This is a genomic window from Legionella anisa, from assembly GCF_001467525.1.
GTDB classification, from domain to species: domain Bacteria; phylum Pseudomonadota; class Gammaproteobacteria; order Legionellales; family Legionellaceae; genus Legionella; species Legionella anisa.
In genome coordinates, this window is sequence record NZ_LNXS01000054.1 from 698,057 (window position 1) to 704,556 (window position 6,500).

Genomic DNA, 6,500 nt, shown 5'->3' on the forward strand with positions numbered 1-6,500 from the left:
ATGAACTATCGCAATCAGTCGGTTTTGCTTGCCTCAAAACATGAGAAAGAAAAAGCAATTGCTGAAGTATTTTTTGCTAAACTCTCGTGCACACTCGATGTGCACGATTTTGATACCGACCAATTTGGGACCTTTACTGGTGAAATCGCAAGGTCATTAAGTCCCTATGATACCTGTGTTTTAAAAGCAAGGCGTGGTGCAGAGCACTGCGGTTATGATTTAGCGATTGCAAGTGAAGGAAGTTTCGGTCCGCACCCTGCATTTCCATTTATTCCTAGTGACCATGAAATCATGGTGTTTTTAGATCGTAAAAACAATTGGGTGATTGCAGAGCAGTATACGACACCCAAAACAAATTACCGCATGATGACCATAACCCCACAAACAGAGCTTGACGATTTTTTAGAAAAAGCAGGCTTTCCCGAACATGCCCTGACCCTACAGACCAACAGCGATAAAACGCTAATAGCAAAAGGGATTAGAGACATTGAAACACTCAAGACTGCATTATCTCTTGGCTTTCAACACGAAAAAGAGCTTTTCCTCGCAACAGACATGAGAGCCATGATGAATCCATTGAGGATGCAGGCGATTTCTTTGCTCGCCGAAAAGCTAGCTTATCGAATTCAATGTTGTTGCCCCAACTGCTCTACTCCCGGTTTTGGGTTTAAAAAAACTTCAGGCACCCTTCTGTGCAATGAATGTGCATCACCCACTTCCTTATACCAGCACGAAGTTTGGGGCTGTATTCAATGTGATTATCAGGAGACACACCCAAGAAAAGACCGTCTAGAAGCAGCTGAACCACAATATTGTGATTATTGTAACCCTTAGTTAGGAGTGAATTGAGATGCAAGAAAAACCTTTGGTTGGCATCATTATGGGCTCTCAAAGTGATTGGCCGATACTTTGTGAGTGTGCAAGAACATTGGATAGCCTGAAGATTTCTTTTGAAGCAGAAATTGTATCGGCACATCGGACACCAGACAAACTCTATGAGTATGCACGAAACGCTGCAGACCGCGGAATTCAGATTATCATTGCAGGAGCCGGTGGTGCGGCACATCTTCCTGGAATGATTGCAGCAATGACCAGACTTCCGGTTTTTGGTGTCCCAATTCCTTCTTCCCTACTTAATGGTTTGGACTCACTACTATCGATAGTACAAATGCCGGCAGGCGTACCCGTTGGTACTTTAGCAGTCGGCAAAGCAGGCGCAATTAATTCAGCACTCTTAGCAGCCGCAATCCTTGCCAACAATAACACGGAAGTTTGTGAACGCTTAGAGCAATACCGAGCGCAACAAACCCAAAAGATTCTTGATAACAATAAACCCCAATTGGAGTCATTATGAAACTCGGTATTTTAGGTGGTGGGCAACTTGCAAAAATGTTGGTTTTAGCTGCGCACTCGTTAGGAATTCGTACTATGTGCTTTTCACCCGCTCCCAATCCCTGTGTGCGTCATTTAACTCGTCTGGTTTCAGCATCATTCTCTGATGAGAAGTCACTTACAGCGTTTTGTAATGAAGTCGATTGCGTCACTTTTGAAACGGAAAACATCCCCTTGGCTTGTGCAAAATTCATTGCCAAAAAAGTTCCATTTTATCCCACGACTAAAGCGCTGCAAATAACTCAAGATCGCTTAGTCGAAAAATCATTTTTAAACTCATTAAAGATCAAAACCGCTCGTTTTGCTGCGATTGAAACGCAAGGGCAACTGCAGGATGCCTTTATAAGTTGGAATAGCTCTGCCATTTTGAAAACAAGGCAATTGGGTTATGATGGCAAAGGACAATATGTTCTTCATGAGTTGTCAGACTTAGCAACAGCCTGGGAACTGATGCAGTCTTGCGATTTGATTTTGGAGCAGTTTGTTCCTTTTGAAGAGGAGCTATCGCTTATTGCGGTGAGAAATCAACAAGAGGAGATTCAATTTTATCCTCTCATTAGAAATCAACATCATCAGGGTATCCTTCAATGGTCTGAAGCTCCGTTAGTAAATAATCTATTGCAGCAAAAAGCCCAAAGCATTGCCAGAAAAATTATGGATTCTTTGGACTATGTGGGCGTCATGGCCGTCGAATTTTTTCACTATAATGGTGAACTGATAGTCAATGAAATTGCTCCTAGAGTCCATAATTCTGGGCATCTAACCATTGAAGGGGCAATAACCAGTCAGTTTGAAAATCATTTACGTGCGATTTTTTCTCTACCCTTAGGCCTTACAGAGCTTATGAGTAATTGCTTTTTAGTCAACTGTCTTGGCAAGATGTTCCCCATCCAATCTTGCCTTGAGATACCAGGTGTCCATTATCATGATTATGGTAAAAAATCTCATCCTAAGCGCAAGGTTGGACATATTACTCTAGTCGATAAGAATCGTGATCGATACCAAGATAGCAAGCTTAAGCTCATAAAAATGCAAACTGAGTGCACCATTGCTGTGCATAGTTGACCGATTTCACCTATAGCCATGATTTTTAATAGCGATGCTAAAATAATAGATAATGATTTCTTTTATATCGGAGCATAATGAAAAATAAAAGATTAAAGAAAGAAGAACATACTCAGGAAACAATCTACATCGATTACTTGATGTTATTGAATCAAAATCTGATGCTGAGTATCCCTGCTAATTTTTTATGCACTTTAATTGTATTTATAGGCCTATTTCATGTCGTAAGTCCTACAAGTCTTTCCATCTGGTTTATCACCTCAATCACTGCCTTTTCCTTAAATACAGTACTATTTTTTGTCAATCGTTTTTATACCATCAAACCTGGAGTTTATTTAAATTTATTAATTGGTATCACAATCACTTACGGTGTTCTTTGGGGATTTGTTGGTTCGGTGCTCATCCCCCATAACGACTTATTAAACCAGATGCTCATCATCTCGATTATTATCGGTGTTGCATCAGGTGGGCTCCATATTCTCCAACCCAATCGAACTGCAAGCCTCCTATTTTTTATGTTAACCATATTACCACTTAGCTTCTGGCTGTTTTATCAAGCCCTTCCGACCTACATATTACTCGGAAGCGCCCTACTTGTTTATTTTTGTTTTATGTTGACTGTATCTTGGATGGGATATGGCTTTCTCAACAACAACTTAAAATTGCGGTATGAAAACTTAGCTCTCATCAATCAACTCATGAAAATCAACATGAATCTCGAGAAGAGTGAATCACGTTTTCGCTCTGCATTTGACTCATCTGCAATCGGGATGGCCTTAGTCTCTACAGAAGGAACATGGTTAAAAGTTAATGACGCGCTTTGTCAGCTTGTTGGATACACAAAGGAGGAGTTATTAGATTCCAACATGCAAACCATCACCTATCCTGAAGATATAGGGGTCGGTGCAGAGGATGAGCAGCAATTATTATCTGGAACAAAAAAATTCTATCATGTTGAAAAACGCTATACGCATAAGAATGGCAAGAGTATATGGGTTTTATTGAGTTACTCATTAATACGAGATGGAACGAATAATCCACTGTATTTTATTGTACAAATTCAAAATATTAATGCCCAAAAACACGCAGAGCAAGAGCTTAAATACATCGCTTATCATGATGTTTTGACAGGATTAGCAAATAGAAAACAACTTGATAAATCGTTTGAGACTACATTAGCTTATGCGAAAAACCACTCAAAAGAGATTGCCGTTCTCTTTATCGACTTAGACTATTTTAAAGAGGTCAATGATCAATTAGGACATGATGTGGGCGATCGATTACTCATTGAGGTCGCAAAAAGATTAAAATCCTCTTTACGCGCAACAGATATTGTATCGCGACAAGGTGGTGATGAATTTATCGTCGTGTTGACTGCTCTTACTCATGTAGGTCAAGCCACTGAGCGTGCACACACACTTCTTAACTTTATCGCAAAACCAATAACACTCAATCAGCATGAAATCTCTATTACGGCAAGTATTGGTATAAGCTGTTACCCAAGGGATGGCGAGGATTTATATACATTGATTAAAAGTGCCGATGCAAATTTATATCATGTAAAATCAACGGGAAAAAATAATTTTCATCTATCTACAAAAAATTCTCAGTAAAAACTATGCAATAGGGAGGTATTATATCATAAAAAAATTGATTCGTAATAAATGTTTTATTAATGGCAAGACTTAATTTAGGGACTATTTGCAATTGCTTCAATCAGAAAATAGTCTAATCTTAAAACAATGTTAAAAACTCATAAGGATATTCATATGAAATTAATCAAACAGTTGTTCTTAGTTGCACTCATTTCCCTCTACAGCATCGCAGCAAGTGCAAGCGATACTGTAGTTAACGTTGCTGAAGGCAACAAAGATTTTTCAACTCTTGTTTCTTTACTTAAAAAAGCGGGGCTTGTCACTGCGCTTGAGGGTAAAGGACCTTTTACCGTTTTTGCACCTACAAATGAGGCTTTTGCCGGAGTTCCAAAAGCTGATTTAGATGCCCTTTTAGCAAATCCTGAGAAGCTGAAGACTGTTTTACTTTATCATGTAGTAAGTGGAGACATTGCTTCTGATAAAATAAAACCAGGAATGGTTAAAACACTCAGTGGACAAGATATTGATATTACTGTTAAAGAGGGTAAGGTTTATGTCAATAATGCCGAGGTTATAAAAGCTGATGTCAAAGCTTCTAATGGCGTGATTCATGTCATCAATCACGTTTTAATTCCTAAAGAGTAGTTGCTTTGAGATGGCGCTTATTTTCTTGGAGACGCCATCTCATCAAAACACAATAATGTTGATGAATGCTGAAAATTGACCATCTTAAAAAATTATCGTTGGTATGACTTTACTGATAAATTATAACCATTAAGTTCATGAATAAATTTGCCCCTGAAATCTCTTTTAATGGCTTGATCAATGATATGATTCAAACCGAGTATGTCTGATAAGAGTTATTACCGACCTTTTCTTCCTCAATTAAATATCATAATGTTATTTTAATGTGGTAATAAAATTTTTAATAATTAATTCATTCTTAACTGCTCATTCAACAATGATTGAGTTATTTTATTTAAAATTGCATTTGATGAGACTGAAGGTAACTCGATGATCAACGAAGGAGTAAGAAGTGTCTAGAATTGGAGTCATGCTGATTAATTTGGGAACACCAAAAAGTCCCTACCCCAAAGATGTCTACGCATACTTAAAGCAGTTTCTAAATGATCCGCGAGTAATCGATTTACCTCATTTTATAAGATATTTTTTAGTGAATTGGATCATTTTGCCTTTTAGGTACAAAAAATCGAGTCTTGCCTATCAAAAAATATGGACAGAAAATGGTTCACCACTCCTAATCAATAGCCAAGATTTAGTGATCTCTTTATCACAAGAGTTAGGTAATCAGTATCAAGTGGTTTTAGGAATGCGTTATGGCAATCCAAGCATTAAAGAAGGCCTTGAACATTTAAAGGAATGTAACAAAATTATTGTAATCCCTTTATTTCCACAGTACTCCTCTGCAGCAACAGGATCTGCTATCGAAGAATTACTTCGCACTATTGGCTCGCAACTCAATATCCCTGAAATTCACATTAAAAAAGATTTTTATTGTGATCCAGACTTTATAAATGCATATACCAATCTAATAAAACCCTATGTACACAATAAACAAATAGAAAAAGTTATATTTAGCTATCATGGAGTTCCTGTAAGGCAGCTTGAAAAGGGAATTTGTAATATAACTTGCTCTAAAATCAACGATTGTCCCAGCATGCAGGTTGATAATCTCAGTTGCTATCGTGCTCAGTGTTATGAAACATCACGCCTCATTGCGGGCAGTCTAAACTTAGATAGGTCACAATATGAGGTTTCATTCCAATCACGCCTTGGAAAAACACCTTGGATACAACCCTATACGGATATCACATTGATTGAGCTTAGGAAAAAAAATATCAATAGCATAGCCATCGTATGCCCTTCTTTTGTTGCTGATTGTTTAGAAACATTGGAAGAAATAAACATCAAGGCCAAAGAGCAGTGGAGCAGTTTGGGAGGCAATGAGTTTCTATTCATACCAAGTCTTAATAATGACATCCTTTGGGTAAAATCGTTGAAACAAATGATATATAGGATGATGTAATTTCAGAGAATTCTAATTAGGACAAAAATCATGATACGCATAATGAAGCGCAATTTGATTGGCTGTCATTGTTTGAAATTGTTTCAAGATACCATCGGCACGAGACTCTTGTGTCAGTTTAGAAATTAATTCATTCAAATCGATGTCAAAATATCGAGCATACTCTTTCACGATTGGACGCCAAATGAGGTTAAGATAATCCTTAATAGAATAAAATGTCTCTCCATCAGGAGTTATTTTTGCTTCATTGCCTTTCTTTAATATGCTATCGCGATTTAGCATCAGCCATTGATTTTTTGGTAACTGTTCTAATTCATTGTGTCCTTTCGGCAAGGCTGCGTAAAAAATATTTTTAAATTTTATCATTTAGGGGTTGACAGTGTTTTAGGCCATTTTTTCAA

The 6,500-nt window shown here is 37.7% G+C and carries 7 protein-coding genes; 6 read left to right on the forward strand and 1 reads right to left on the reverse strand.

Annotation, left to right across the window (positions count from 1 at the left end):
• The 6 genes from Lani_RS19465 (at position 1) to hemH (ending at position 6,099) form a co-directional block, all read left to right on the forward strand.
• Positions 1-834, forward strand: a complete 834-nt coding sequence (locus tag Lani_RS19465; RefSeq protein ID WP_019235745.1) for a DUF6671 family protein — start codon at positions 1-3, stop codon at positions 832-834.
• Positions 835-850: 16 nt separating this feature from the next.
• The gene (gene purE / locus Lani_RS19470) at positions 851-1,354 is read left to right on the forward strand and encodes a 5-(carboxyamino)imidazole ribonucleotide mutase (protein ID WP_019235746.1); all 504 of its coding nucleotides are present in this window, start codon (positions 851-853) and stop codon (positions 1,352-1,354) included.
• Positions 1,351-2,457 (forward strand): 5-(carboxyamino)imidazole ribonucleotide synthase, encoded by a 1,107-nt coding sequence (locus Lani_RS19475; RefSeq protein ID WP_019235747.1) that lies wholly within the window; start codon positions 1,351-1,353, stop codon positions 2,455-2,457. Before purE ends, Lani_RS19475 begins: the two co-directional genes overlap by 4 nt.
• A 77-nt stretch (positions 2,458-2,534) precedes the next feature.
• On the forward strand, positions 2,535-4,070 hold the full coding sequence (locus Lani_RS19480) for a GGDEF domain-containing protein (protein WP_019235748.1): 1,536 nt from the start codon (positions 2,535-2,537) through the stop codon (positions 4,068-4,070).
• A gap of 156 nt (positions 4,071-4,226) precedes the next feature.
• Complete coding sequence (locus Lani_RS19485) at positions 4,227-4,697, forward strand: fasciclin domain-containing protein (RefSeq protein ID WP_019235749.1); 471 nt, start codon at positions 4,227-4,229, stop codon at positions 4,695-4,697.
• 391 nt (positions 4,698-5,088) lie between these two features.
• Entirely contained in the window at positions 5,089-6,099 is a 1,011-nt protein-coding gene (gene hemH / locus Lani_RS19490) for a ferrochelatase (RefSeq protein ID WP_019235750.1), read from the forward strand.
• Between the two features lie 12 nt (positions 6,100-6,111).
• On the opposite strand, the gene Lani_RS19495 is transcribed toward hemH, so the two are convergent.
• Positions 6,112-6,465: a hypothetical protein gene (locus Lani_RS19495; RefSeq protein ID WP_058388758.1), complete on the reverse strand. Its 354-nt coding sequence runs from the start codon at positions 6,463-6,465 to the stop codon at positions 6,112-6,114.
• Positions 6,466-6,500 lie beyond the last annotated feature (35 nt).

Coding starts and splice junctions, on each gene's coding strand:
- Lani_RS19465 (WP_019235745.1), top strand. CDS start 1: ATGAACTATCGCAATCAGTCGGTTTTGCTTGCCTCAAAACATGAGAAA.
- purE (WP_019235746.1), top strand. CDS start 851: ATGCAAGAAAAACCTTTGGTTGGCATCATTATGGGCTCTCAAAGTGAT.
- Lani_RS19475 (WP_019235747.1), top strand. CDS start 1,351: ATGAAACTCGGTATTTTAGGTGGTGGGCAACTTGCAAAAATGTTGGTT.
- Lani_RS19480 (WP_019235748.1), top strand. CDS start 2,535: ATGAAAAATAAAAGATTAAAGAAAGAAGAACATACTCAGGAAACAATC.
- Lani_RS19485 (WP_019235749.1), top strand. CDS start 4,227: ATGAAATTAATCAAACAGTTGTTCTTAGTTGCACTCATTTCCCTCTAC.
- Lani_RS19495 (WP_058388758.1), bottom strand. CDS start 6,465: ATGATAAAATTTAAAAATATTTTTTACGCAGCCTTGCCGAAAGGACAC.